Source organism: Ihubacter sp. rT4E-8 (genome assembly GCF_049852125.1).
In the GTDB taxonomy this organism is placed as follows: Bacteria; Bacillota; Clostridia; order Peptostreptococcales; family Anaerovoracaceae; genus Senimuribacter.
Genome location: NZ_CP187532.1, coordinates 1,924,368 through 1,948,835 on the forward strand (window position 1 = coordinate 1,924,368; position 24,468 = coordinate 1,948,835).

Annotated in this window: 36 protein-coding genes and 1 tRNA gene; 11 read left to right on the forward strand and 26 right to left on the reverse strand. The window is 42.5% G+C overall.

The window, feature by feature from the left end:
• Window positions 1-174: 174 nt before the first annotated feature.
• From ACPW7J_RS09575 to ACPW7J_RS09645, 15 genes are read right to left on the reverse strand one after another with little or no spacing between them, the layout of a single operon-like run.
• Complete coding sequence (locus ACPW7J_RS09575) at window positions 175-495, reverse strand: putative PDDEXK endonuclease (RefSeq protein ID WP_425755113.1); 321 nt, start codon at window positions 493-495, stop codon at window positions 175-177.
• On the reverse strand, window positions 488-982 hold the full coding sequence (locus tag ACPW7J_RS09580; protein ID WP_425755114.1) for a DUF5839 family protein: 495 nt from the start codon (window positions 980-982) through the stop codon (window positions 488-490). Before ACPW7J_RS09580 ends, ACPW7J_RS09575 begins: the two co-directional genes overlap by 8 nt.
• A 2-nt stretch (window positions 983-984) precedes the next feature.
• Complete coding sequence (locus ACPW7J_RS09585; RefSeq protein ID WP_425755115.1) at window positions 985-1,518, reverse strand: replicative helicase loader/inhibitor; 534 nt, start codon at window positions 1,516-1,518, stop codon at window positions 985-987.
• A gap of 8 nt (window positions 1,519-1,526) precedes the next feature.
• Window positions 1,527-2,171, reverse strand: a complete 645-nt coding sequence (locus ACPW7J_RS09590; protein ID WP_425755116.1) for a hypothetical protein — start codon at window positions 2,169-2,171, stop codon at window positions 1,527-1,529.
• Between the two features lie 4 nt (window positions 2,172-2,175).
• Entirely contained in the window at window positions 2,176-2,721 is a 546-nt protein-coding gene (locus ACPW7J_RS09595) for a hypothetical protein (protein ID WP_425755117.1), read from the reverse strand.
• On the reverse strand, window positions 2,711-3,043 hold the full coding sequence (locus tag ACPW7J_RS09600) for an HNH endonuclease (protein WP_425755118.1): 333 nt from the start codon (window positions 3,041-3,043) through the stop codon (window positions 2,711-2,713). Before ACPW7J_RS09600 ends, ACPW7J_RS09595 begins: the two co-directional genes overlap by 11 nt.
• Window positions 3,018-3,914 carry a YqaJ viral recombinase family protein gene (locus ACPW7J_RS09605; protein WP_425755119.1) on the reverse strand — a complete coding sequence of 299 codons (897 nt, stop codon included), beginning with the start codon at window positions 3,912-3,914 and terminating at the stop codon, window positions 3,018-3,020. The genes ACPW7J_RS09600 and ACPW7J_RS09605 overlap by 26 nt, the downstream gene beginning before the upstream one ends.
• Window positions 3,915-3,917: 3 nt before the next feature.
• Window positions 3,918-4,502, reverse strand: coding sequence for an ERF family protein (locus ACPW7J_RS09610; protein WP_425755120.1), 585 nt, complete (start codon window positions 4,500-4,502; stop codon window positions 3,918-3,920).
• A gap of 1 nt (window position 4,503) precedes the next feature.
• Window positions 4,504-4,815, reverse strand: a complete 312-nt coding sequence (locus ACPW7J_RS09615; protein WP_425755121.1) for a hypothetical protein — start codon at window positions 4,813-4,815, stop codon at window positions 4,504-4,506.
• A complete protein-coding gene (locus ACPW7J_RS09620) occupies window positions 4,816-5,172 on the reverse strand; it encodes a helix-turn-helix domain-containing protein (protein ID WP_425755122.1) in 357 nt (118 codons plus the stop codon).
• A complete protein-coding gene (locus tag ACPW7J_RS09625) occupies window positions 5,162-5,560 on the reverse strand; it encodes a helix-turn-helix domain-containing protein (protein WP_425755123.1) in 399 nt (132 codons plus the stop codon). Before ACPW7J_RS09625 ends, ACPW7J_RS09620 begins: the two co-directional genes overlap by 11 nt.
• A complete protein-coding gene (locus ACPW7J_RS09630; protein WP_425755124.1) occupies window positions 5,557-6,180 on the reverse strand; it encodes a pentapeptide repeat-containing protein in 624 nt (207 codons plus the stop codon). Before ACPW7J_RS09630 ends, ACPW7J_RS09625 begins: the two co-directional genes overlap by 4 nt.
• Window positions 6,181-6,189: 9 nt before the next feature.
• On the reverse strand, window positions 6,190-6,315 hold the full coding sequence (locus tag ACPW7J_RS09635; protein WP_425755125.1) for a hypothetical protein: 126 nt from the start codon (window positions 6,313-6,315) through the stop codon (window positions 6,190-6,192).
• The gene (locus tag ACPW7J_RS09640; protein ID WP_425755126.1) at window positions 6,312-6,515 is read right to left on the reverse strand and encodes a helix-turn-helix domain-containing protein; all 204 of its coding nucleotides are present in this window, start codon (window positions 6,513-6,515) and stop codon (window positions 6,312-6,314) included. Before ACPW7J_RS09640 ends, ACPW7J_RS09635 begins: the two co-directional genes overlap by 4 nt.
• Before the next feature lie 12 nt (window positions 6,516-6,527).
• Complete coding sequence (locus ACPW7J_RS09645; RefSeq protein WP_425755127.1) at window positions 6,528-6,734, reverse strand: hypothetical protein; 207 nt, start codon at window positions 6,732-6,734, stop codon at window positions 6,528-6,530.
• A 60-nt stretch (window positions 6,735-6,794) separates the two neighbouring features.
• On the opposite strand from ACPW7J_RS09645, the gene ACPW7J_RS09650 reads away from it, so the two are divergent.
• Window positions 6,795-7,103, forward strand: coding sequence for a hypothetical protein (locus ACPW7J_RS09650; protein WP_425755128.1), 309 nt, complete (start codon window positions 6,795-6,797; stop codon window positions 7,101-7,103).
• Here ACPW7J_RS09650 and ACPW7J_RS09655 read toward each other — a convergent pair.
• Both ACPW7J_RS09655 and ACPW7J_RS09660 read right to left on the reverse strand, forming a co-directional pair.
• The gene (locus ACPW7J_RS09655) at window positions 7,093-7,314 is read right to left on the reverse strand and encodes a hypothetical protein (RefSeq protein WP_425755129.1); all 222 of its coding nucleotides are present in this window, start codon (window positions 7,312-7,314) and stop codon (window positions 7,093-7,095) included. The two genes, ACPW7J_RS09650 and ACPW7J_RS09655, sit on opposite strands and share 11 nt — an antisense overlap.
• Window positions 7,311-7,517: a hypothetical protein gene (locus tag ACPW7J_RS09660; protein WP_425755130.1), complete on the reverse strand. Its 207-nt coding sequence runs from the start codon at window positions 7,515-7,517 to the stop codon at window positions 7,311-7,313. The genes ACPW7J_RS09655 and ACPW7J_RS09660 overlap by 4 nt, the downstream gene beginning before the upstream one ends.
• A gap of 339 nt (window positions 7,518-7,856) precedes the next feature.
• Between ACPW7J_RS09660 and ACPW7J_RS09665 the strand changes: the two genes are divergently transcribed.
• Genes ACPW7J_RS09665 through ACPW7J_RS09695 form a run of 7 tightly spaced genes read left to right on the forward strand, consistent with a single transcriptional unit; the run spans window position 7,857 to window position 11,949 of the window.
• Window positions 7,857-8,219, forward strand: coding sequence for a helix-turn-helix domain-containing protein (locus ACPW7J_RS09665; protein WP_425755131.1), 363 nt, complete (start codon window positions 7,857-7,859; stop codon window positions 8,217-8,219).
• A gap of 12 nt (window positions 8,220-8,231) precedes the next feature.
• Window positions 8,232-8,483, forward strand: coding sequence for a hypothetical protein (locus ACPW7J_RS09670; protein ID WP_425755132.1), 252 nt, complete (start codon window positions 8,232-8,234; stop codon window positions 8,481-8,483).
• 14 nt (window positions 8,484-8,497) lie between these two features.
• Window positions 8,498-8,917: a hypothetical protein gene (locus tag ACPW7J_RS09675; protein ID WP_425755133.1), complete on the forward strand. Its 420-nt coding sequence runs from the start codon at window positions 8,498-8,500 to the stop codon at window positions 8,915-8,917.
• Window positions 8,918-8,964: 47 nt separating this feature from the next.
• Window positions 8,965-9,741 (forward strand): hypothetical protein, encoded by a 777-nt coding sequence (locus tag ACPW7J_RS09680; RefSeq protein WP_425755134.1) that lies wholly within the window; start codon window positions 8,965-8,967, stop codon window positions 9,739-9,741.
• Between the two features lie 10 nt (window positions 9,742-9,751).
• Window positions 9,752-10,141 carry a hypothetical protein gene (locus ACPW7J_RS09685; protein WP_425755135.1) on the forward strand — a complete coding sequence of 130 codons (390 nt, stop codon included), beginning with the start codon at window positions 9,752-9,754 and terminating at the stop codon, window positions 10,139-10,141.
• 29 nt (window positions 10,142-10,170) lie between these two features.
• Window positions 10,171-10,695 carry a hypothetical protein gene (locus ACPW7J_RS09690; protein WP_425755136.1) on the forward strand — a complete coding sequence of 175 codons (525 nt, stop codon included), beginning with the start codon at window positions 10,171-10,173 and terminating at the stop codon, window positions 10,693-10,695.
• A 57-nt stretch (window positions 10,696-10,752) separates the two neighbouring features.
• Window positions 10,753-11,949, forward strand: coding sequence for a tyrosine-type recombinase/integrase (locus ACPW7J_RS09695; protein ID WP_425755137.1), 1,197 nt, complete (start codon window positions 10,753-10,755; stop codon window positions 11,947-11,949).
• 59 nt (window positions 11,950-12,008) lie between these two features.
• Here the strand turns inward: ACPW7J_RS09695 and ACPW7J_RS09700 are convergent.
• From ACPW7J_RS09700 to serC, 7 genes are all read right to left on the reverse strand, one after another.
• Window positions 12,009-12,091 (reverse strand) — tRNA-Leu (locus ACPW7J_RS09700).
• Window positions 12,092-12,309: 218 nt separating this feature from the next.
• Complete coding sequence (locus ACPW7J_RS09705; RefSeq protein ID WP_425755138.1) at window positions 12,310-13,689, reverse strand: NAD(P)/FAD-dependent oxidoreductase; 1,380 nt, start codon at window positions 13,687-13,689, stop codon at window positions 12,310-12,312.
• Window positions 13,690-13,755: 66 nt separating this feature from the next.
• Complete coding sequence (locus ACPW7J_RS09710; protein WP_161874943.1) at window positions 13,756-14,046, reverse strand: DUF1292 domain-containing protein; 291 nt, start codon at window positions 14,044-14,046, stop codon at window positions 13,756-13,758.
• A gap of 82 nt (window positions 14,047-14,128) precedes the next feature.
• On the reverse strand, window positions 14,129-15,964 hold the full coding sequence (gene uvrC, locus ACPW7J_RS09715) for an excinuclease ABC subunit UvrC (protein WP_425755139.1): 1,836 nt from the start codon (window positions 15,962-15,964) through the stop codon (window positions 14,129-14,131).
• A 1-nt stretch (window position 15,965) separates the two neighbouring features.
• Complete coding sequence (locus ACPW7J_RS09720) at window positions 15,966-17,285, reverse strand: D-alanyl-D-alanine carboxypeptidase family protein (RefSeq protein ID WP_425755140.1); 1,320 nt, start codon at window positions 17,283-17,285, stop codon at window positions 15,966-15,968.
• 22 nt (window positions 17,286-17,307) lie between these two features.
• Complete coding sequence (locus tag ACPW7J_RS09725) at window positions 17,308-18,315, reverse strand: D-alanyl-D-alanine carboxypeptidase family protein (protein ID WP_425755141.1); 1,008 nt, start codon at window positions 18,313-18,315, stop codon at window positions 17,308-17,310.
• A 193-nt stretch (window positions 18,316-18,508) separates the two neighbouring features.
• The gene (serC, locus tag ACPW7J_RS09730) at window positions 18,509-19,600 is read right to left on the reverse strand and encodes a 3-phosphoserine/phosphohydroxythreonine transaminase (protein WP_161874939.1); all 1,092 of its coding nucleotides are present in this window, start codon (window positions 19,598-19,600) and stop codon (window positions 18,509-18,511) included.
• 140 nt (window positions 19,601-19,740) lie between these two features.
• On the opposite strand from serC, the gene ACPW7J_RS09735 reads away from it, so the two are divergent.
• From ACPW7J_RS09735 to ACPW7J_RS09745, 3 genes are all read left to right on the forward strand, one after another.
• The gene (locus ACPW7J_RS09735) at window positions 19,741-20,889 is read left to right on the forward strand and encodes a 3-phosphoglycerate dehydrogenase family protein (protein WP_161874938.1); all 1,149 of its coding nucleotides are present in this window, start codon (window positions 19,741-19,743) and stop codon (window positions 20,887-20,889) included.
• Window positions 20,890-21,106: 217 nt separating this feature from the next.
• A complete protein-coding gene (locus ACPW7J_RS09740; protein ID WP_161874937.1) occupies window positions 21,107-21,304 on the forward strand; it encodes a helix-turn-helix transcriptional regulator in 198 nt (65 codons plus the stop codon).
• 4 nt (window positions 21,305-21,308) lie between these two features.
• Complete coding sequence (locus ACPW7J_RS09745; RefSeq protein ID WP_161874936.1) at window positions 21,309-21,752, forward strand: hypothetical protein; 444 nt, start codon at window positions 21,309-21,311, stop codon at window positions 21,750-21,752.
• A 231-nt stretch (window positions 21,753-21,983) separates the two neighbouring features.
• On the opposite strand, the gene ACPW7J_RS09750 is transcribed toward ACPW7J_RS09745, so the two are convergent.
• Window positions 21,984-23,117, reverse strand: coding sequence for an NlpC/P60 family protein (locus ACPW7J_RS09750; RefSeq protein ID WP_425755142.1), 1,134 nt, complete (start codon window positions 23,115-23,117; stop codon window positions 21,984-21,986).
• 18 nt (window positions 23,118-23,135) lie between these two features.
• Window positions 23,136-24,314, reverse strand: a complete 1,179-nt coding sequence (locus ACPW7J_RS09755) for a G5 domain-containing protein (RefSeq protein ID WP_161874934.1) — start codon at window positions 24,312-24,314, stop codon at window positions 23,136-23,138.
• Window positions 24,315-24,468 lie beyond the last annotated feature (154 nt).

Genomic DNA, 24,468 nt, shown 5'->3' on the forward strand with positions numbered 1-24,468 from the left:
ACACCCTTTCCAGACCTAGACCTTTAATGTCATCATAAATCGACAGCACCTCATCCCGTACTTTTTTGTTAAATGCTGCGCCATTTTGGGTACATCTTGCAGCCTACAGTAGATCGTTGTTGAGATTTTTATCCTTTTCAAATTGCACAACACTGACTACTATGCCGTTAACTATCATCGTCCTGCCTCCCATCCTCGGTACACCTCCATGCCGTCGTCAATTTCAAACACCATCAGCCACTTGTGATTGTTTCGCCGCCAGAAGACTACCGGCTTTTCTCCCGGCTTTGTGTCCCTCTTTGCCTGTGCCATTGCGTCATATAGATTCAGCTTTTCTACCCGCTTGCACTCGATATGTAAACCCGGAAGACCCACTACATCAGCGTCACCATTTGCCCCGCAATATTGCTGCGCGCGCCTGCATCTATAACCGTATTCTCGTAACTTCTTGGCAAGTTCCAATTCTCCGCGCTTGCCTTTATTTCTGCTATTCATCACTTCCACCCATAACAACTTTAAGATTCCTAACATTCTTTTTCTTTTCCATAAACACACGCTTTACAAGCACATGCGTGATTTTGTCTTTGGCTTGAACTGGCACAATATCTCCTATGCTGGGAGTTTTTAAAACCTCCGGCAGTCTCCAAAGGTATTCTTTCCCTCCATCATGATGCACTGCACCTATCACATAAACCATTTCTTCATCTGCAAGGCGCTCTATCTGACGATCAAGTTTGTAGTTGTAAATCTCACCAAAGTCTTCCGGCGGCATTCCTCGTAAAAATCTAATCTGATCTATCATGATTTGCACATCGACTAACTTTTCTTCGATAGCCTTGCCAGTACTACGGATTTCTTGCGCCTTTTCTGCCCGGTCAAATTTTCCTATTGCCTGCATCAGCTCTCCCATTTTCTCAATCAGTATCATTTTTTGGTTCTTATAGCCATAATGCCCTGCGATTCTTTCGATTCTTTCGTCCATGTTTAAAATCCTCCAATCTGTTTTATCGCTCTGTTTTCAATCATTGTCCTGGCGCTCTCTGGCAACGCTTCGCAGGCTTTCTTGCGCTCTATGATTACAGGGATTGTCTTTAAAAATTGCCCCCGCGTCACGCTGTTAAACGTCACTGCGTCCATTTGGGATAGCTCCTTAATTTGCCCTACATCGCCACACCATGCTTTGATGGCTTCCGGTAAGGTTTCAAATTCTTCCTGCGTCACCCTGCTGCCATGTTTGCATGTTTTTGCAAGCACGTTCCAAAGTTCCACAGCGTCTTCCGCCGGATTCGGCAAAAGCAGGTTTATTTGCTTTTGCAGTCCTGCAATACTCGGCGGGTACTCGTTGTCTTTGATATACGCCTTGAGTGCCACGACAACCACCTCAACGGGGTATTCTGCAAACATGCTTTGGTACAGTTCTATCTGGTCTATCTTGTCCGCTTTGCTCATATTGGCAAAGTATCTTGGATACGCCGTAGACAAGATTTTCAGCACTTTCTTTGTTTCGTCTCTGTCCATTGTTCCTCCTACAAATCCAAGAAATCATTGCCGCTTTCTTTCTGCTGATCTTTTCTCGCCCAGTTAAGGATTGTGGCGTAATGGTTCTTGTACCGTTTCCCCTTACTGCTCATGTAAGACGATAGCCGCTCAATACGTTCCTGCCAATCATATGGGAATCGCTCCTTTAGCTTTTCCAGTTCTTCCTCTGACAGTTTCACGTTTTTAAATTCTCCATACTTTAAACTAACGTCATTACATTTTTCATTTTCATTTTCTATTTCATTTTCTATTTCATTTTCATTTCCCATATGGTTACCCATATGAAAACCACTAGGTTTTTCGTAGCTTTCCTCTTGCTTATCCATATCCTTTCTTGGTCTTCCACCCTTTGAACCATTGCTACGCCTTGATTCCGTGAATTTCTTGCGCTTATTCATTTCCTCTTTCATGCGGCGGTTAAAGTAATTTCCTTTTGAATCCTGCTCAAATTTTTCTGCAATTTCTTCGAATTTTTCGCCGGAAATTCTTTTGAAATCTTTTTCTTTTATTGCTCCAATTTGCTGTTGTAATGATAGAAGTGTTATGTACCGCCCTCTTGAATCGTAGTCCATCAGCATAACGCCGGTGAGGAAATCCGCTGGGTAGAATAATACTGCTGGGTCTTTCCCCATATCATCACCCCCACATTGCTTTCAGCCTTTCTATTTCCGCAGGCGGCAGGGTCTCTATGCCTTGCTCTTTGCAGTCAAATATCACCATATCAATCAGCTGTGACATTTCCTTTGTGTCATAAGTGCTTGACCCTCTATAGCACTGGATATTGTGGTAACCGGGGAAGTTTTTACACTCGCCTATGTCGATACATACCCAGCCGTCATGCCCTCGTTCCCAGTATCTTATCCAGTCCTCGATTCCGTCTACCGGAATCGGTACCGTTCTACAAGTGTGCATTTCTTTGATGTAATTCTTGTACACCTCTGTTTTCATCAGACACATGCGTTCTGCCAGCTTTCCTATCAGCACCCACAAATATGCGTTTGCGTCAAGTGACCGCTTCGCCCGTTTTGGCTTGATAGACACATCGTAATCTTTTGACTGGTCTATTCCTCCAATTTCCGCATAAAACCTGCCTACGGCTTTATTTTCGCCCTTCTGGAACACGATGGTAAGTTCTGCACCCTCGTATAAAAGTTTGGGCGGTTTTATCTCTTTAATCTTCATAAGTCATTCCTTTTTTGTAAATCAATTTCTGTTCATTCCAGTTCCGATAACAAGCGGCTAAGTAGTCGTGTATCATGCTGCCGTATTCCTTCCTCTTGCCTCCGTTGTCGTAATTATAATGACACCGAATACAAAGCGTTACGATATTTTGTTCTATCCCAAGCCCGCCTTTACTGCGTGGGATATAGTGGGCGTTTGGCATGGCGTGGGGATTACCGCAGATAATGCAGCAGCCTCCATCCCTTTCCCATACCTTCCGTTTTGCTTTCGGCGGAATATCACAAGCTTTACTCATCTTACTTTGGTAGCGTGATTTTGACATACCCATGCCCTCCTTTCTTGACCTTATCCACCATGTAAGGCTGCATTAATGCAGAGTTTTCTTTCTCAAACCGTTTCAGGTCAAATTCTCTGACCGTCTTGTCCTCGCCGTCCGGTACAAGGGTAATCTTGGTGCCGTTCGGCGTTGTCCAAGTTTTGACGTTGTAGGCTTCCATCGCATTTTTCAGCTGTTCTTTTGCTGCTTTGCACTGTCTTTCGATATCCTTGTATACTGCCAGCTGTTCCTCAAGCTGGCAGACAATCTGCGCTTCTGCAATGACCGGGAAAGGTTGTAAATCTTCTTCCGTCATAAAAGGGTTTTCTTTCAGGGCGGTAAGATCGTCCCAAAAGCGCTGACAGGCATTTGCTATATCCGTTAAAAGGCTGACGTAATCAGCCAATCTCACATCAAACAGTGTCAGGCGGTTTGCATCAAATTCTTCATCAAAATCTTCCGGGCGTTCATAGACTGCAAGGATTCCAAATCCCATATCGGCAATCTTCACGCCTGTCAAAAGCTGCACCAGATATTTCTTGTAGCCACTTATATCGTCATGAATCTGTGATGTGGTTTTGATTTCCAATACACTACGTTTTTTTTCGTCCAGTCCGTCATAGTGATACCGCATAAATCCGCTGATATCTTTGTCTTCAACAAAATGCATGTTATACTCTTTGTTAATGTAATCTCGGATTTTTGGTTCCATTACGTTCCCGTACTCCGTGTACTCGTTCCCAGCAAATGTGCTTTCAACGATTCCTGCTTTCTCCTGCAGCAGCTGCCATCGGGTTTTAAACGGGGATAGTCCCATAATGATAGGCACATCGCTGCCGCCAATGTACTTGTCACGATCTTTCGTTACATCTTGCATATGTTATCCCTCCATATCCTTTAAGATTTCTGCAAATCTTTCTTCTGTGGTATCCTTTGTGATTCCGTAATCCTTCATCAACTCTTTAAGCGCAATCCCTCTTTCATTTGCAAGGATGATTACTTTCTCCCTGTAAGTGAGTTTGTTTGGGTCTTTAGGCCCTGCCTTGGGTTTTGACGCCGTTTTCTGTGCCCTCTGCGTCCGCTCGGTTCGGTTTTCATCTGTATCTGCATCCTTGGTGTCATCAATGAGGAACAAACCGTTCAATGCGTATTTTCTGGCATAAGATGATGCTGTACCTGTTATCTGGCTATCATCCATTCCCTTCTTGTCCAGTGCTTCTCTGGCTTGTGACGTTACCGATACCGACTTATCGCCACACATTATGGTTGCGGTTGCCCTTACGTAATACCGCTCCCCCACTTGCACAATATCATCAGATAAAGTCAAAACGCTGTCATATTTCTGGCAAAGCGGTTTAACCGCCTCCAAAATGTCTTCGCATGAGCGGTAGCTATATTTACCAAAATTGTTGTATTGCCCTTTCGGTGCTTTCAGCTCCATCTGGATTTTTAGTAAATTCTCCATCTTATCCCTCCATGATTAAGTATTTCGCTACGCCGTCCATCACGTTATCAGACGGCAAGTCCAGCCGCTTTGTAAGCTCATTAAGGGCCTCGCGTATTTCTACGTGGCAACTATCGCACAGTTCTTTGCCCGGTGCAGCATATCCGCCGCACATAACGCAATAGCCAGCCTCTAAATACACCTTTCGCCCACAATCCGGACAATAATAGGTCTTTATTTTTTCGTAACCCGACACCTCCACGTTTGGTATCTCATAAGATACGCTCGTAACTGGCAAGGCTACTGCTTTTTTACAGTGTTTGCACCACAGCATTTACATCACCTCCACCATAGATATCTGGTCTGGATCGTATCCTTCCAAAATTTTCGCTTTTCGCAGTTCTTTCATCGCCTTTGCCCTACATTCCCTCGCAGAGGCTTTGCAGCTTTCCTCATCATTTAAAGTGTACCCGGCTCTGTGTGAGGTTGAGTCGATTCTATATCCTTCTTCGATGAGTTCTGACACACATCGCCTAACTGCCCTGTCGCTGGTGTCCAGCATGTCCACAAGTTCCCCTCGGGTTACAGGGCGGTTGGCATTTTTTAAAATTGACAAAAGCCTGTATTTTGTGCTATGATTATTTTGGTTTTTAGGATTTGCGCTTTCGAGCGCATTTTCTTTATTTTTCATTTTTCTGTTTTCCTTCTTGACATTCTTGCTTTAATTCAAAACATTCATTAAATGTCATTCCTGTTAGATTTAAAATTTTTCTTATTTCTGCGATTTTAAATTCAGTCTGCCCTTTTAATCTTTTATATGTCTTAACAACGCCTGATACGTATCCAAACAACTCGTAATGCAATTGCTGTACAGTAAACCTATTTTTAGCCATCCAGCTAATAAGATTTGGATAAATGCAAGCCTCTATAATGTCAAAACTCACCCTGCCACTATGTGGCACATACATAATCTGACTCACTCTTTGCTTTGTAATTCCAAAATGTTCTCCTATCTCCTGAATAGATACGCCCTCTATCCGCATTTTGAACATTTCTACCTTTTGATCATTGGTTATCATTCTCTCACCTCTATCCTTCCGCACTCCTCCACACGGTGGAATTTGTTTGCAAAATCAATCAGTTTTTCCAGTTCAGCTTTAGTCTCTGGGCTTGCGTTTTCACTTTGTAATCCTGACTTTACCAAATGGTAAGCAATCTGTACCAGCTGCCTATCATCAAAGTGGGCACTTAAGCTACCGCACCAGAGAGGTAAACAGCTAAAGTCAAGGTTTGCTCCCCGTAGGTCTGCTCCCTGTAGGTCTGCTGCCCGTAGGTCTGCTCCCCGTAGGTCTGCTCCCCGTAGGTTTGCTCCCTGTAGGTCTGCTCCCCGTAGGTCTGCTCCCCGTAGGTCTGCTCCCCGTAGGTTTGCTCCCTGTGGGTTTGCTACCCATAGGTTTGCTCCCTGTAGGTTTGCTCCCTGTAGGTTTGCTTCCTGTAGGTTTGCTTCCTGTAGGTTTGCTTCCTGTAGGTTTGCTTCCCGTAGGTCTGCTCCCCGTAGGTTTGCTCCCTGTAGGTCTGCTCCCCGTAGGTCTGCTCCCTGTAGGTCTGCTCCCTGTAGGTCTGCTTGCTTTCCACCATCTTCATCTTTAATCCACATCCTGTGTTTCTTTAAAATTTCGTTCAATTCTTTTTTGTCCATTGTTCTCTCCTAAAATGCCATCAAGGCGCATAAAGCTACATAAACACCGCTTGTCCCGGCTAAAAATCCTGCAACGGCCAAGGCTACATGCAGGTTACTTTTGTAGTACCTCCCGCCGGGTTTAAATGCTTTCATACCGTACACCTCTCTCTCCGTTTCTTACTATTTTCTTCAAGATATCTTTCTATTTCAGCTTTGGAGTATCTCCGTTGCCCGCCCGCCCATTCTGGCGTTATTTCTCCACGCTTTTGTATGCGCTGCAGGGTTGACATTGAGATACCCAAAATGTTTAAAACTTGTCTTGCTGAGTAGTACACCATTTGGTTCTTTTCCATTTCGTTTCCTTTCTACATGAAGATTTTTGTGCATATTACAATCCCCAAGATTACGATTGAAATTATTGAAGTCAATGCTGAAATAGTAGAAAAAACTGACTGCTTTCCGTCTCTATATCCTTTTCTATAACCTATTCCATATCCATATTCGCGCCATGATTCAATTTCGCTATCATGCCTTTTTTTGATTTCTTCAATCCTTTTAAGGTCTTCTTCCAACGTATTCATCCTTTCATTGTTTTTCTTTCTGTGATATAATCCCTGTGGGAGGGAATACTCATGAGTGCCAATGATTCACGCCAACTTGAAATTTTGTTATCGTTAAGCGAAGTTGATTATCATGATATTACTGATATTCCACGTGAACTTCGTGCTACTTACGACTATTTAGAAGGTGAACACCTTGTCAAACTCGGCTATCGAGATGTTGACGGACATCGACCATTCTGCGCAAGCATTACAGAAGCTGGCAAATCATATCTTGCGGGCGTTGATATAGATAATAAACGCTATCGTCAAACATTCCGCATTGACATTGCGTCCCTTATAATCTCAATAATAGCCATCATCATCGCAATCATAAAATGAATTTGATTATAATTGCGAATATTGACATGCAGATGGATATAGTTGGAAGAATTAATAGTTTTCCGTCTCTATATCCTCTTGCATATCCTTCCTCACGAGACATATCGAAAAATTCTTTGATTCTTCCGTGCTTGATAATTTCATCAGATTCGATTGGTTCATAAGGTTCTTCCGCAATGGTTTCCCCATAATTTTCATCAATATTGTTCATCGCTTCTCCTTTTCTTCCAATTCCACCCCAAGATAGTTGCATATCTTATCTCGCAAGCGTGGCATATTGTCTTGACACATCACTTGTCTGATAGATCCTTCTCTTTCGCCCATACGATCAGCTAACTCTTGATAGCCAATTCCCATGAATTCCAATTTGGACCTAACATTAATTTGCCATTTTGTTTTAGGTTTTTTTGCCATTCATATAACTCCTTTCCTTTTCTTCACTTTTGTGATATACTAGTATTATCCAAAGTCAGAAAGAGAGGTGTTTGAGTTTACAAATACTTTGGAAACGGAGTTTCGAAAGCTTATGAGCCTCTTTTGTTCCCTCTCCTTCTTAAAGTTGCGTCACAAACATGATTTCACATTGACATAATTTCGCATTTGTGATACAATCAATTAACCAAAACAAATTAATCACATTCGCGTTTATTGTCAATTTTTATCGTATTCGTGATTCCTTCTTTATCATACATCACGCTTGCGTTATTGTCAATACATTTTATCGTATTTGTGATAAAGAAATGGAGATTTTTAATGAACGAAGTTTTAGAAAGGATATCGAACCTTGCAGCTGCAAAAGGAGTAAGTGATTCACAATTCTGCAGAGACGTAGGAATTGGACAAAGTACCTATGCCACATGGAAACAAAAAGACCGTGAACCACAGTTGAAATACATTCCTCAAATTGCCGAATACTTTGGAGTGTCAATTGATTTTTTATTAACTGGAAAAACCACTGATAACTACTATCTCGACCCTGAAGTATCCGCAATGGCTCAAGAAATGGCAACCCGTCCAGAGCTGAAGGTTTTATTCAAAGCTAGCCGCAATGTTTCTAAGGAAAGCATTGAAGCTATAAATAACATGATCCAACAAATGAGAAAGGACAAGGACTAAGGAGATGATGAAATGGAAACGCAAGTTATCTTTCAAGACTTGCCGTGTGACATAGACGCTTACACGGTTGCTGGTATGGATGAAAATGGTGAATCATTCTATACCATTGTCTTGAACGCCCGGCTTTCTGATGAACGCCAAAGAGAGGCCTATTATCACGAAATGCAACATATCATGGGCGATGACTTTGAGTGTGTGAAGGTTGTTGGAGTTAATGGAGTAGAAAAGGAAGCGCGCAAGTCAAAATATGAGTTTGCGGTATAAGGAGGTGTTTTAACGTGCATAGATATTTTAATTTTAATATGATAACTCTATTAATAATTATTCTTTTAACATTTCCATTAACTGCATGCAATGAGCAAAATGTTGAATGTTATGAATGTGGAAAATCAATAGAATTAGACTATGTAGATGATGATGAAGGAAATATTCAAACCTATATCTGCGAAAATTGCGCTTATTCGCAAGGATTCATTGCAGGTTATAACGCTTTAGTTGATGAATTAAAGCCATCCACCACTGGTATTGATGACGGAGAGTGTATTTCTCTTAATGCGATTTCATATATCCTATATGGAATGTATGATGATTCCACCGCAGATAAAATTATAGACCAAATGATAGAAGCCGATGGTGGGTCAGTCAGAGTGTTTGACTTTGATTACATTGATGAAGTTCCTGAAAAATATACCAAATAATTAAAGAAGTTCGCAAAATTGAACACTAATTTGCAATAGAAGGAGAAATGATGTTTGCCAATCGTGCCCGAAAAAAAGTAAAAAGTACAGTACTGAATTTAGTAAATAGTTGTAACGATTTTATAGCAAATGAGGTTCACGGGCAAGAAGGTGCACTTACTGAATTACAGCAGGAAGTCTTGAAGATAGAATGTGAACGGCGCATTTTAGAATCCGCAAAGCATATTGCAGAAGGTGCAGGCTCTGGAGTAAGCGCAAGATTCTGTATACTTTTACAAGAGCCAAGCCTTGCTTTTAATCCAGAACGTGACGTAATCAATATCACAGCAGGAACAGTTTATATGATGTTATGCCGCGCGTTGTTTGATATTTATGGGGATATGCGAGATTTTGAAGAACTGGAGTATGCTATTTCATATGTCATTAATGCTACTGAGATGAATCTTTCGCCAGCGTTACAATATACACCTAAAAAGAAAAACAAATTTAAATTGCTTTCTGCTATATTAGCACTTTTATTGTGTGTATCTTGCGGATATGCTTATCATACTACGGTATTATTGCATGATGTAGAATCGGCCAAAGATATATATTTCAAAGAATGTATAAATTTAAAAAAATATACAGCAAGAGCGCGAGAATATTTAGGAGAATACCAACAACGCATTGCCTATCGCACAGAAAATGGCAAAAGGTATCATAAAATAAATTGCCCATATATTGAAGGAAAAGATACACACGTGCATACTATTCAAGATTTAGAAAATTATGGAATTACTGCATGTTGGTATTGTTACAGTAGCAATTTTGAAATATTAAAATAAAGGATAAAATATGGACAAAAATAATAAGCAATCACGAAAGATCAAAATACTTACTACAATCCTATCGCTATCCTTAATCGGAAATATCGCATTTGTTTTCACTGGAATCAATTACGCTAATGCTCAAAAAGAGATTTCAGAACTGTATGAAGAAGCGGTTGAACGGTATCATGAAGGATATAACACTGGATACGATGAAGGCTGGAACGATGGAGCAAACGCTCAATCAGAGGATGAGCAGTGGTTAAATGATGATTATGCAGAAACCACTGTATATATAACCGATACAGGTTCAAAATATCACCAATACGGTTGTCGATATTTAAGTCAAAGTTGCCATGAAATATCACTTTCTGATGCAAAATCCCAAGGCTATGATGCCTGTTCTGTATGCTGGTAAAATGTATTTTATAAATCAAGGAGGAACACATGAAGAAAAAAATCACATCTATCACTTTAGCAATTGTAATGGTACTATGTTCCACAATTCCGGGTTTTGCAGAATACCGGTTGGACAGACCTGTCATTGAAGACGTTGACGTAGGAAAAAATAGCATCAAAATCGACTGGAATTATATTTCTGGTGCTGACGAGTACGATATCTACCGATCGACCTCTAAAAATGGTAACTACAAATATATTGATTCTAATGATAAAAGCTGGTACAGAGACTATAACGTAAAAAAGGGAAAACGTTATTACTACAAAGTCAGAGCAATATCATTTGATGAATACGATAATAGCAAACTAAGCAAATGGCGTTCGGGCAAAGTTAAAAAGCCAGCTCCAAAGAAAACAACGTCTTCAAATACAAATAGTCAAACAGTTTATATAACTGATACTGGCACAAAATATCACCGGTCTTGGTGTGGATATTTACATAGCAGCAAACATGCTATATCTCTTAGCAAAGCTAAACAGTGGGGTTACTCCCCTTGTTCTCGTTGTTGGTAAAATAAACACAACCCCTGTTGGTGCAGGGGTATTTTTACACCCAAAAAGGAGGTTTAGATGGCAAGCTTTAAACACAGAGCCAACGGTAAAGTTCAGATCACCATTACCCGTGGAAAAAAGTTTGATGGATCTCCCTGTCGCTACTACAGGGAGGTTGATTATATATCTGAAAAGAAGCTTAAGGAAGACGCAGCTTTGTTTCTGGCCGACATAATCAACGGAAAAGTATCAACGGGTGATGCCACTACTTTAGACGCTCTTTTCGGTGATTTTATGGCTCACAATGGCAATATCAGCACAGAGCTTAAGATTTCGACCGCCAGACGTTACGAATCTATTTATAACAATCAGATAAAGAGTTTTTTCGGGAATAAACAAATTAATAAAATTACAAAGGTTCAAATTCGTAATTGGGTGAAGGAATTATCCGAGAACGGAAAGAATCTTAGAACTGGAGAACCACTGTCTCCAAAAACTATAAAAAATGCCTTATCTTTACTAAGTACACTTTACAAATACGCCATTGAGGACTTGGATTTACTTGAAAAGAACCCATGTGAACATGTAAAAGTACCAAAAGCTACAAAAAAATATAAAGTTCAAAAGGATTTCTATAAAGAACATGAAATTGCCGACTTAATTTCTCTATTATTCAAAGAAAAAGACACCAATACCGGGAAATGTCATGCGACTGCCATTCTATTAATTCTATTTACTGGATTGCGCATAGGTGAAGCTATGGGTTTGCGTTGGGAAGATATAGATTTTAACGAAAGCACTATAAATGTCGAACGAATCAGGCTCATGGTGCCAAACGATGGCGTAATAGAAGATACTCCCAAAACTGAAGGATCTGTAAGAATAATAACCGTTCCTGATTTTGTTATGGAAATGTTGAAAGACTTACAAGTTTATCAAAGAAATAATAAAAATATTCTGGGTGAAGAATATACCAATAGCGGCTATGTCTTCACAGTTGCAGAAGGCACGCCCCATCATCCGCATAATACCTATCACTGGTTCAAACGCTTTTTGAAAAGATACGGATTAAGAGATACAACTTTACATGATTTGCGGCATACTCACGCAGCAATTCTTTCATCTATTGGAGTTCAAATTATAGACGTTTCCAAAAGATTAGGGCATACCAATACAAGAATTACACAAGAAGTGTATGAATATTATTTTAGAAATACTGATAAAGATATATCTGACAAACTCGAAGAATTCTATCAAAGAATTAAAAAAATGTAGTCAGAATGTAGTCAAGCAAAAACCCAACGGATCGAACCGTTGGGTTTTCAACATTTTACTGGTGCGGTCTAAGGGATTCGAACCCCCACGGTTTCCCACACGGACCTGAACCGTGCGCGTCTGCCAATTCCGCCAAGACCGCATATGCAATTTACCGACTGTTTTCCTGCCGACTATTCTATTATACACAATTTACAAGAAAATGCAAGCAAAATTTTCAACTTTTTTGGAGTTTCTTCGTACTTTTATAGATATATACCAGAATCCACAATCCGCCGTATTTTTTCATATTTGAAGGTTATGCGAAGAACAAAAAATCATTCATCTGCACAACCTCCAAAACCATTCTATCAATACGGCCTATTTATATTGCTCCGCCAGAATCCGGGCTACATGCACACCGCTTGCCGATGCCTGGGACAGGGAATGGGTTACGCCCGATCCATCGCCAAGAGCATATAGTCCCGGAACGCAGGTTTCCAGTTGCTGATTCACCTGCACCTTGGAATTATAAAACTTAACCTCTACACCGTACAGCAGCGTATCCTCATTGGCTGTACCCGGCGCAATTTTATCCAGCGCATAAATCATTTCGATGATACTGTCAAGCTGGCGTTTCGGAATCACCAGACTCAAGTCTCCCGGTGTTGCCGCTAGGGTTGGACGAGTAAAGCACTTTTCCATCCTGCGTACGCTGCTTCGACGCCCTTTGACCAGATCGCCGAATCTCTGCAGCAACACACCTCCGCCTAGCATATTAGACAGCCGTGCAATAGATTCTCCATACTCATTGCTGTCCTCAAAAGGTTCTGTAAAGGTATTGGAGACTAAAAGAGCGAAATTCGTATTTTCCGTATGCAGCGCCGGATCCCCGTAGCTATGTCCGTTTACCGTGACAATGCCATTGGTATTTTCCGACACTACCTCGCCATAAGGATTCATGCAGAAAGTCCGCACCATGTCATTATACCGTTCTGTCTTATAAACAATTTTCCCCTCATAAACAGCGTCCGTAATATGTTTAAATACTTCTGCCGGCAGCTCCACTCTCACACCGATATCCACACGGTTTTTCTGCTGTTCAATCCCCAACTTATCACAAACACCGGAGATCCATTTGGAGCCGGAACGCCCCGTAGCCAATACCAGCTTAGCACAGCAAAATTCACCCTTATTAGTGCGCACGATAAATTCACCGTCAGTAGAAAGCTCCACGTCCTCAATGGTCGTATAAAACTGGGTGTCTATCCTTTCTTTGATATAATCAAAGATGTGCCCCAGGATCTGCACATTCCTGTCAGTTCCAAGATGACGAACCTTTGCTTCCAGCAGATGAAGATTGTTCTGCAGACATCGGGTTTTCAAATCAGAATCAGCCGTAGAATAAAGCTTCGCCTCCGCGCCGCCCATAGCGCACAATACGCTGTCCACGTACTCCATCAACTCCAACGCTTTGTCAACGCCCACATATTTGTGCAGATCGCCGCCAAACTGTGTGGTAATATTGTATTTTCCATCTGACAATGTGCCTGCTCCGCCGTAGCCATTCATAATATGGCAGGGACTGCATTTGACACAGCTTTCCGTCCTTCCGGTCTTAATCGGACATACGCGCTTTTCCAGAGGCGCTCCTTTATCCAGCATCAAAACGCTGGCATTGTGAGAAAGCTTCGTCAGCTCATAGCTCATAAAAACACCGCTGGCGCCAGCGCCGGCAATAATAATATCATATTTTTTCATAATTGTCCCCTCGTTACACACAAAATAAGACCGCTCCGACGGAACGGTCCCATTAATCACAAATACTTAGTTTACAGAATCTTCATCTGCTTCAGCCATAATCGCGTCAAATTCCTGAACAACATTCTGGAACAGAGCTTCATCTTCTATATCGACTAATTCAAATTCATCTTCACCGATCTCGTTATATCCGTAAATGTACACATCGTCTGTATCATCCAGTGGAATCAAAGCGATATAATCTTTACCATTATAATCGAACACGCCCATGATCTCGCATTCTAATTCTGTATTATCCTCGAATTCCAGGGTGATGATATCAGCTTCATCCTGCAGGTTGTTCTTGTTATCTGCCATAATAATCCTCCATTTTTCTAAACAGCGCAGTCTCTGTCAGAGACTCGTCACTCTATTAATATACCACTTTTCGGTAAATTTATCAACCAAAATATTCTTTGATATTCTTCGCTATGGACGCCGTGATCCCCGGCACTTCACAAAGCGCCTCGACAGAAGCACCTTTGATGGCCTCCAATGTTCCAAAATGGTTCAGCAAAGCATTTCTTCTGGTCGGTCCCACTCCATTGATGTCATCCAGCACGGAGTGAAAAGCGTTTTTGCTCCGCAAGCTACGATGATAATCTATAGCGAACCGGTGCACCTCCTCCTGAATGGTTCCGGCATAACGAAACAAAATCGGATGATCTGCTAATGGAATTTCTCTGCCGTCCTCGAAAACCATCGCGCGCGTTCGGTGGCTGTCATCCTTCGCCATACCGGCTACAGGAATTTCTATTTTCATGGCCCGCAAAACCTTCAGCGCCGCGGTTACCTGTCCCTGCCCGCCATCCATAAAAATAATATCCGGCAAATGAGAAAACGCCGGATCGCCTGCCTGCGCCCGCTTAAACCGGCGATACAGCATCTCCTGCAGGCTGCCATAATCATCCGGTCCTTCTACCGTCTTAATCTTAAACCTGCGATAATCCTTCCGATTTGGCTTCAGACCTTCAAATACTACCATCGCGCCTACGGAATCCACGCCGTTGGTATTAGAAATATCATAGGACTCCACACGGTAGGTCTTTTTTTCCGGCGGCCGGCAACCTGCCTCCTCAATAACCATAGCAACCTGCTTTTGTACAGCCTCCTGCTTCTCCTGGTTTAGCTTCGCTTTCTGTGACAGTGTCTTTACCATTTCCACACAATCACTCTGCGCCATTTTCAGCAAGGAACGTTTGCTCCCCTTTTGCGGTACAAAGATACGCACTTTACGTCCGTCTCGACGAAGAAATTCCTCTAACAGTTCATGTTCTGGAATCTGCCGCTCCACCAAAATTTCCGGCGGCACCATAGCCCATTGGCTGTAATACTGTTTGATGAACTCGCCAACCATTTCCTCCCGACTATCGCTATCTCCCGATTGTATCTGAAAGGACTCGCGTCCGGATAATTTCCCATCTCTTACGGTAAACAAAACGATAAAAGAGTTTTCCTGGTCTTTGACTGGTAAAACAACATCCAAATCCTTATCCTGCGTCATGGTCACTCTCTGGGTTTCGGAAATCGATTTAATAGAAAGAATATAATCCCTATACTTTGCCGCTTCCTCGAACTCCATACGTTCTGATGCAGCCGTCATCTTTTCTTCCAGATTCTTGATCAAAGGTTTTTCCCGCCCGCCTAAAAACTCTAATACCTTATCGATAGCCTGACGGTACTCCTCTCTGCTGACCTTACCGGCACAAATACCGCGACACTGATTGATATGAAAGTTCAGACATGGGCGGTGGTTTGCCGGAAACTCTCTGGCGCTGCACCGTTTCAGACTGTAGATATTAGACAGCAGTTCAACAATTTGATTTACCGCACCCGCATCACTATAAGGACCAAAGTATTTGTTGCCGTCTTTTTTGATCAATCTGGTTTTCAGCACGCGCGGAAAATCCTCAGAGGTTGTCACCTTAATATATGGATATGTCTTATCATCTCTGAGCAACACATTGTAGCGCGGCATATACTTTTTGATCAGATTGCACTCTAAAATCAGAGCTTCCATTTCTGTACTGCAGGTTATATACTCAAACTCTGCAATCTGCGCAACCATAGCCGCCACCTTCGGATTCGACTTAGCGGCGCTTTGGAAATACTGGCGAACTCTGTTCCTCAGAGAAATAGCTTTTCCCACGTAAATAATTTGGCCCAGCTTATCCTTATGCATATAAACGCCCGGTGAATCCGGAAGCTTTTTCAGATTTTCCTTTATATCGAACATTTTAAAAACGCCAATCTCTTTCTCTATGATCTTTCTCTCTGCGCATTTCAGCCATAGCCTGCTCTATGATCTTCCTCTGGCGAATTCTCTGTCTTTTTCTCCGATATCTGGCCTTCATCACAGCTATCGCGAGAAAACAAGCAGCAATCATTGCAAGAATCAGACAAATAACAACAGTCGCAAAATTAGAAATACCTACATAAGAAGGAAACCATCCTGCCTCTACGTCTTCTTTAATCACCAAATTTACCTGATTAACCAATTCATCTGCCGCATATATTTCTAACCTGCCGACAACGGTTCCCGCTCGCACCGGCGCTGTAACATCATTGTCCATCGTTATCTTAGTTTTAATTAAAGATTTTGACGCCTCTTTCGGTAAGTAAGCAAAACCGATCTCAGACGTATAAGCTGTCAGACGGGTTTTCGCACCATGCTTAATGCGAACCTTTCCGGATTCCTTATCCTTGCCGATTACTTTGACGCCCTCCACCTTTTGTCTGGCATAAGACACCAGCTTGTTCACGTCCTTCGTTCTTTCCTCTATAGTATCTCCCAAAACTACGATAAACAGACTTAATCCGTCCTCTCTGTAGCCAACTGCGACGCTGCAGTTATCATCCTCCCAATATCCAGTCTTACCAGCATAAATGCCGCTGCTAGCATCCTTTAAAAAACTCAAATGGGTTTTTAATTTGCGTTCTTTATGTTTGTTAGTTTTAGGCACGATATATGTCTTACTCCCAGCTGCCTTCTTTATCACGTCATTGGTCAAAGCCATTTTCGTAATCAGCATCATATCATAAGCCGTAGTATAATTGTTTTTAGACTGCATCCCACTGGGATTTGCAAAATGTGTTCCAATGCAGCCGATGTTATCCACTGTTTCATTCATCAATTTAACAAAGCTTTTCATATTGCCGCTTACTGCTTCCCCCAGCGCATATGCGGCATCATTTCCGCTTGGCAGCATACATCCGTAAATAAGGTCCTTAACCGTAAGAACCTCCCCCGCTTTCAAATTCATAGAGGCCTCTCCCTGAGACGCCGCTTTTGCTGATACAGTAACCTCCTTATCCAGAGGCAAATTCTGCACGGCAAGCAGCACCGTCATCAGTTTCGTCACGCTGAATGGCTCCAGCTTCTTTTCACGATTCTTGGAATAGATAATCTCGCCCGTATTCTGACAGTAGACAATAGCTCCCGAGGCTGTGATATCCGGTCTCTTTACACTCACTGCAAAAGATGCCGCAGACTGAGATGCCAACAATACAGCCACAGATACCGCAATCGCAATAGTCCTTTTCACATATTTTTTCATGATCGCAAACCCCCAAATCATATCAGTCTAAATAATCCTGTCTCTGATTCAATTTTTTATAGCTATAGTTCAAAATCTGATTTGTACTCTTCCAACGATTATCCATCGTATCTCGCAACACCACTGCGTATGTCGTCTTTCCATCGCGTTCGCAAACAGAAACCAAAGCTGCGTTATTGTACTCCCAGGTTCCTGTTTTTCCTGCGTAAACCCCTGATTTCGGATACTTCTTTTTCGCCACAAAGCTATTGGTTGTCGAAATCCAACGTGCTTTGTGCTTATTGGTTCTGGCCATTTTATACATTTCCGTACTGCAGGCCTTCTTAATCAAAGAATTCTGCATAGCCGCTTTCGTAATCAACGCCATGTCGTAAGCTGACGCATAATGCTGTTTTGCTTTCCATCCATGCGGATTGGTGAAATTGCTGTCTTTGCATCCCAGCTCTCCTGCCTTGCGATTCATCAGCTTAGCAAACTTGACTTTGCTGCCAGACACTGCGATGGCAAGCGCCGCAGCCGCGTCATTTCCACTGGGCAGCAACGCTCCATAAACCAAATCCTTCACTTTGACCTTCTCTCCAACCTTCAACCCCGCGCTGGACCCTCCAACCTTAGCAGCCGTATCTACCGCCGCTTTTGTTACTGTTACAGTCTCTGTAGTCTTCAAATATTCCAATGCGACCAAACAGGTTAATAGCTTCGTAGTGCTCAGGGGATCACGCTTATAATGGGAATTTTTCGTGTACAGAATCTCTCCTGTATCACCATCTATAACTACCGCGCTGCGCGCGCTGATAACCGGTCTGGAAATAGTAACTGGTTTCTTATCCGTTATTTCCGCGGGCTGTTGCACCTGTACCGCATCATCGGAAATCGGCATCGAAATACTCTCGCCGGCAAAAACCGCCGCGCCGCTGGAAAAGAGCAGTGTAAATGACAAAAATACCGCTGCCAGCTTTTTAGACAGTCCTCTTGTCATAACTTCTATCTGCTTCTGTCTTAACTGTAATTCAAGCTTATCCTTCTTCAATCGTTCAAACTCCTTTTAGCTTTTTCATATATCAACATTTTACCATGGAATAAGCAGAATGCAAAGAAAAAAAGCAGCGCTCCTGTCATAGCTCCAACAGGCTTACAGAAATCTTACTTTATCCCGGACAATAAAACAGGGAGACGCTTCAGACTCCCTGTTTTTATCTAACTTCTTATTCCTTCTCAGGCTTCTATTTATTCTCAGCCTCAAATTTTTCCATAAACGCAATCAGCTTATCCACGCCTTCCATCGGCATTGCGTTGTAGATGCTGGCTCTCATGCCGCCCACGCTTCTGTGTCCGTTGAGGTTCACCATGCCTTCTGCCTTCGCTTCGGCAACAAACTTCTTATCAAGGTCAGTATCGCCAGTTACGAATACCACGTTCATCAGAGAACGATCCTCCTTCGCGACAGGACCTTTGAACAAGGCGCTGCTGTCGATATAGTTATAAAGCTTCTCCGCTTTGGCAACATCCGCCGCGTGCATTGCCGGCACGCCGCCCATCTCCTTAATCAGCTTAAATACCTCTCCCGCAATGTAAATCGCGAAGCACGGAGGCGTATTATACATGGAATCCTTATCCGCATGGGTCTTGTAGTCCAAATAGGTTGGCACCTTTTCATCCGCGAATCCCAGTAAATCCTCTCTGACAATAACAATCGTCACACCTGCAGGCGCTACGTTCTTCTGCGCTCCGGCAAAGATCAGTCCGAATTTGCTGACATCAATTTCTTCGCTGAGGATGCAGCTGGACATATCCGCAACCAGCGGAATATCACCTGTATCCGGTACTTCGTTAAAGTGTGTTCCGTAAATGGTGTTATTGTAGCAGACGTACACATAATCTGCGTCCGGTCTGATATCCTCTTTGGTAAATTTCGGAATATATGTAAATGTATCTTCTTCTGAACTTGCGATCACACGGATATCTCCGTACTTACACGCTTCCTGATAGGCTTTCTTAGCCCAGGAGCCTGTCACTACATAGTCGGCCTTTTTAGAGGCTCTGAGCAGGTTTAATGGCACCATTGCAAATTGAAGAGTTCCTCCACCTTGTAAAAACATAACTTTGTAGTTGTCAGGGATGTTCATGATCTCTCTTAAGTTAGCTTCTGCATCTTCGATGATTTTTCCAAACTCTTTTGAACGGTGACTCATTTCCATTACTGACTGTCCACAGCCTTTGTAATCAGCCAGATTAGCTGCTGCATCCTCGATGACGGAAAGTGGTAGCATCGATGGACCAGCGGAAAAGTTAAATACACGATACGGTTTTGTCATTTCGTCGCCCTCCATTAGTTCTTTGAATTTATGAATATTGATCTATTATAACACTTTACTGCTTGAAAGTAAAGCGGTAAGGTGTTATAATTTAGGTTAAATCAAAAAAGCTTTACTAATATCAATAGGAGGTACTTATCATGTACAAAATTGCAACCTTAAACAAAATTTCACCTGTGGGGCTGTCCCATCTGTCAGAAAAATATACTGTCTCTGGTGAGGTTTCTGGTTCCTCTGGTATTTTAGTAAGAAGTCAGGATATGCATGAAATGGAGTTCGGCAAAGAGCTTCTTGCCATCGCGAGAGCCGGCGCCGGCGTTAACAATATTCCTCTGGATAAATGTGCAGAAGAAGGCATCGTCGTTTTTAATACACCCGGCGCCAATGCTAACGCCGTAAAGGAGCTGGTACTGGCAGGACTGTTCCTGGCTGCCAGAAATATTCCTGCTGGCATCGCCTGGGAATCTTCTTTAACTGAAAATATCAGCAAAACCGTGGAAAAGGGCAAGAGCCAGTTTGCCGGTACTGAAATCATGGGTAAAACATTGGGTGTAGTTGGACTTGGCGCCATCGGCGTCATGGTGGCAAACGCTGCTGAAGCTCTCGGTATGAAGGTCATCGGTTATGACCCATTCTTCAGTGTAAAATCCGCCCACAGTCTTTCCCCTTCCGTCAAAGTTATGGCCGACGTCAAAGACGTTGTAGCTTGCAGCGATTATGTCACGATCCACGTGCCTGCTATGGACGCGACAAAGGGCATGTTCAACGCAGAGCTCTTTGCTGCCATGAAGGACGGTGCAGTCCTGCTCAATTTCTCCAGAGACAAACTGGTAAACGAAGCAGACTTGCTGGCTGCACTGGAATCCGGTAAATTGGCAAAATACGTTACAGACTTTGCTACAGACGGTATTCTCAACAAAGAACACGTCATCAGTCTGCCTCACCTGGGCGCTTCCACTGCGGAAGCAGAAGACAACTGCGCCACTATGGCAGTAGAACAGATCATGGATTATATCGAAAACGGAAATATTGTAAACTCCGTTAACTTCCCTGCCGTATCATTAGGAGCTTGCAAAGGTGATAACCGCATCTGCGTTATGACCAAAGGAGAACCTTCTCCTGTGAAGCTGGCAGCCGCAATGTTTGCTAACGTGAATATCAACAGCATTACCGGTCAGTGCCGCGGCGAATACGGTTATGCGTTAATCTCCACCAACGATACAATTACTTCCGTACCAGAAGTTGACGGCGTAATCAGAGTGAGAGTTATCCAGCCTGACGAAGCATAATTTCATAAAGCGTATAATATGATTCAAAAGCCCGGTCATCACACCGGGTTTTTCTGTGCCATTTTTACATATTCCCATGGCAATTCATCTAAAACATTGCCGGAGTTGACTCCCTCTACGATCATGAGGATTTTTATGTAAAGTTTACTTGACATCATCTTCTCAATGAGGTATACTTCATGTAAAGCTAGCTTTACATTTCAAAGGGAGATTTTCCATGAAGAATCGTTTAGAAGAAATTCGTACGGCAAAGGGTATCAAGCAGGATGAACTGGCCAAAGCGCTGGAAGTTTCACGTCAGACCATCAGTTCACTGGAAAACGGCAAGTACAACCCATCCATACTGCTCGCTTTTAAAATTGCCAGATACTTTCAGCTGTCTATTGAAGAAATTTTTATTTATGAGGAGGAATAATATTATGCTCTGTAAAATATTTGGAAAAGATAATTCTGTACTAAATATTACTTTAATCATCGCCGGTGTCGTTGCTATAGCCTTCGGTTTATGGTACTCCCATATCACGCCAGAAGATGTGCATCACCTGCAGATGCTGGCAGGTATGTTCACCGGTATGGGATCTGCGTTTCTTGCCATTGGCATACTGAATGCTCTGCGAAGTCGTTTCGGCTCTGCAGAGAAGAAAAAACAACGGGAAATTGAAAAAAATGATGAGCGAAATATTCAACTGACCCATTACGCGATGTCCGTCGCCGCCTTCGCTTCCGTACTCATCTCTGCAGTTTTAATCTTTGTATTTACAGCCCTTGATTACATTCTCGCTTCTATGCTGCTTCTGTCCAGCCTATATGTGGAACTGGCGGTTTTCTTCATCGCTTATAAAGCGCTCGGGAAAAAAATGTAATATAAAATGTTGTGCAGGCGCAGCCATATAAAACTGATTTGCACAACTAGCTTTGCCAAGAGTTGTGCAAATCAGCGTTGCAGAAGCATTCTCTACACAACTCACCGAATCTTTCACCCACTTAAACAGCAAAAGTTGTGCATATTGCAGGCATTCTCACCTAATCTGCACAACTTCTCAAAACGCATACCCCTTTATCAATCTCACATCAACAAGGGATGCAATGCGATTTTACTCTACAATTCGTCTCACTGTAATGACCGGGCCTGTATAGCTTGCACCCGTTACCGCGATGCCCATACTTTCATTGACTGCATGCACAATCATGCCGCCTCCGATATAGATTCCAACATGTCCGTAATGACAGACCAGATCTCCTGGCAACGCCTCCGCCAACGATACCTCTTTGCCATAGCCGCGCATCACGCCTGCATCATGTGCCATGGTAATGCCAAAGTGTTTATATACAGCTAAAACAAAGCCTGAGCAGTCAGCGCCATTGGTCAAACTGCTGCCTCCATACACATATGGATTTCCAACAAATTTCAGAGCATAATTGGCAACTGCCTGTCCGTCGCCCTGGTAAGTTGAACCATTAGGAGGCGCCGGCAAAATGCCTGTCCCTTTAACGATAATTTTCTTTTTCGATGGTTTCAGCACCTTTGATTCCTGAACCTCTGAATGAACGATCTTACCATTTTCACAGGTCACCAGCTCTGTCACCTGTTTCTTCCCATAAGCGCCCTCTTGTTTTATCACCGTGGTATTCTTCAAAACCTCAGAGGAGGTCTCTGTTACCGTCTGATATTTAATTCTCTTTTCAGAGGTCAATAATTGGGTTGTCGTAACTGTGACCATCGGCTTTGTCTCATACAGCTTTAATTCATCTCCCGGGAAAAGAGTCGCGATATCCTTTGTATCATTCATCTCCGCCAGCTGACGCACGGTAAATCCATGCTTTTCAGCAATTCCCCAAGCGCTGTCCCCGCTTTTTACTGTATAGATAGTTTTCTTCTTAGTTCCGGAAAGAATATAGTCAACTGTATCATTTACTTTACTCACCTTCGGAGCTTCAGATACGCGATAGGTCTTTTTTTCTACTGCCATTGCCGGAGAACATTTGATGGATTGCACCTCTGCCCCTTCAACAACATAATGATTTTTTACATTTTTAATAACCTTTTTCGCGCTGCTTTCGCTGGAAAACACAGCTACAGTTTTTTTGCCGATCTTTACGGTCCAATAATCCTCATTGGCATAAGCCTTTAAGGTGCTGGTTGCCACAATGGCTAAAACAGCAATTGCAAGGATAAAAATCCCTGCAATTACATATCTTTTTGCTTTCTTCTGTTTTAAAAAGTTCATAAAACAATCCTTCTTCAGTTAATCGAAGATACGTCTAACGGCAATTACGCTGCCAGTATACCCAACGCTGGTGATTCTAATACCAAGACGCTCGTTAACAGCATGTATTGCTTTTCCGTTTCCTGCGTAAATTGCAACATGTCCCGGATATATCAGGATATCGCCTTTCTTAACATTCTTATAAGAAACAGCTTTACCTACGCCGGACTGTCCAACGCGTGGAAGATTCACGCCAAAATGCTTAAAGATGGAATATACAAAGCCTGAACAGTCTGCACCGTTGGTCAGGCTAGTTCCACCATAGCTATATGGATTTCCTATGAAATTTTTAGCGTAATCCACAACCTCAGAACCATCTACGAAGTCAAAGGTCTTTCCCGCTTTAGCCGTAACCGTACCAGTACCCTTCAGAACAACTTTGTCTGTCGGTTCCTGAATTACTTCGGATGAAATCAACTCACTACTCGTCGTCTTGCCGTTTACCTTCGTAAGCTGACGAACAACCTGCTTCTGACCTTTTTTTCCCTTTTTCTGGATCTTCATCTCGCCCTTCTTCAAAGAGGAGGTCTTCTTATAAACAGTGTCGTAGTCAATTGACTTCGTTGAGGTCACTTCCTCTACCGTTGTTACATGTACATACGGTACTTCTTTATACAAGACGATATAGGTTCCTTCTTTTATGGTTTCATCAGACTCATACTCATCAAAGTTCAGTTTGACCAACTTATCGGCGATCAAATCTTTCTCTTTGGCAAGAGAATCTAAGGAGTCGCCCTCTTTCGTCTTATATACATAATATTCGTTCTTGCCCTCGCTCAAACGCTTAACGGCTTCTTCTATATCACATACAGAACCGCTCATAGCCGCAAACTCATCATCAGCAATTTCGAATATCTGGCTCACCTGGATTTGAGGATCAAACTGCACGTCCAGCACATTAGATCCTTCTGACAGATAATAGTTCTTTAGCCCCTCTATTACCTGCTTTCCGGCTTCTTCAGAATCAACGTATAAAATTTCTTCATCTCCAATAATAATCGCCCAATTTCCGTTCTGGCTTTCCGTTTCAGCAGCATATGCCCCACTGCCGGAACCGCATACCATCACAAAAGTCATCAAAGCGATCAAAATAACTGAGGCAGTTGTTTTAAACACCCTTTTGATTTTAGTATTGACTCTCGTCATCGGATTTGTCATAATACTATCTTCCTTTTCATGTTTTTCAATTGTCTCACAGGTATTATCATACTTTATATACACAAAAAAGTCAATGTTTTTACCGATTTTTCACACAATTTTCACAAACAAAAACCTGCATTATCGTTGTAATTTCAACGTTTATGCAGGTTCA